Here is a 1,238-nt window from a genome sequence, read left to right as displayed (position 1 = left end):
AAGTGGCAAACGAGGTGGGAAGGCATAGACAGCTAGGAGGTTGGCTTAGAAGCAGCCATCCTTTAAAGAAAGCGTAATAGCTCACTGGTCGAGTCGTCCTGCGCGGAAGATGTAACGGGGCTCAAGCATGTAACCGAAGCTGCGGATATGACTTAGGTCATATGGTAGGAGAGCGTTCTGTAGGCCTGCGAAGGTGGTGGTGTAAACCCTGCTGGAGGTATCAGAAGTGCGAATGCTGACATGAGTAGCGTTAAAGGGGGTGAAAAGCCCCCTCGCCGTAAGCGCAAGGTTTCCTACGCAACGTTCATCGGCGTAGGGTGAGTCGGCCCCTAAGGCGAGGCAGAAATGCGTAGTCGATGGGAAACAGGTTAAAATTCCTGTACCGATTATGAGTGCGATGGGGGGACGGAGAAGGGTAGCTCAGCGGCCTGTTGGAATAGGTCGTTTAAGCCGGTAGGCAGATCAATCAGGCAAATCCGGTTGGTCAATGCCGAGACGTGATGACGAGGGTCTACGGACCTGAAGTGAGTAATCCCATGCTTCCAGGAAAAGCCTCTAAGCTTCAGCTCATAATCGACCGTACCGCAAACCGACACAGGTGGGTAGGATGAGAATTCTAAGGCGCTTGAGAGAACTCGGGTTAAGGAACTCGGCAAATTGACACCGTAACTTCGGGAGAAGGTGTGCCCCGGTAGGTTGTAGTCCCTCGCGGACGAAGGCCGATGGGGTTGCAGTGAAAAGGTGGCTGCGACTGTTTAATAAAAACACAGCACTCTGCAAACACGAAAGTGGACGTATAGGGTGTGACGCCTGCCCGGTGCCGGAAGGTTAAGTGATGGGGTGCAAGCTCTTGATCGAAGCCCCGGTAAACGGCGGCCGTAACTATAACGGTCCTAAGGTAGCGAAATTCCTTGTCGGGTAAGTTCCGACCTGCACGAATGGCGTAACGATGGCCACACTGTCTCAACCCGAGACTCAGCGAAGTTGAAATGTTTGTGAAGATGCAATCTCCCCGCTGCTAGACGGAAAGACCCCGTGAACCTTTACTGTAGCTTTGCATTGGACTTTGAACAGACTTGTGTAGGATAGGTGGGAGGCTTTGAAGCAGAGACGCCAGTCTCTGTGGAGCCGTCCTTGAAATACCACCCTGGTGTGTTTGAGGTTCTAACCTGGGTCCGTCATCCGGATCGGGGACAGTGCATGGTAGGCAGTTTGACTGGGGCGGTCTCCTCCCAAAG

Annotated in this window: 1 rRNA gene; it reads left to right on the top strand. The window is 53.2% G+C overall.

The window, feature by feature from the left end:
* Positions 1–1,238: ribosomal RNA gene (locus L6Q96_23145) — 23S ribosomal RNA — on the top strand; the annotation flags it as partial.

Source organism: Candidatus Binatia bacterium, assembly GCA_023150935.1.
GTDB lineage: Bacteria > Desulfobacterota > Binatia > HRBIN30 > HRBIN30 > JAKLJW01.
Note: the sequence above shows the minus strand (reverse complement) of the source record. Positions and strands in the feature narration are given on the sequence as shown.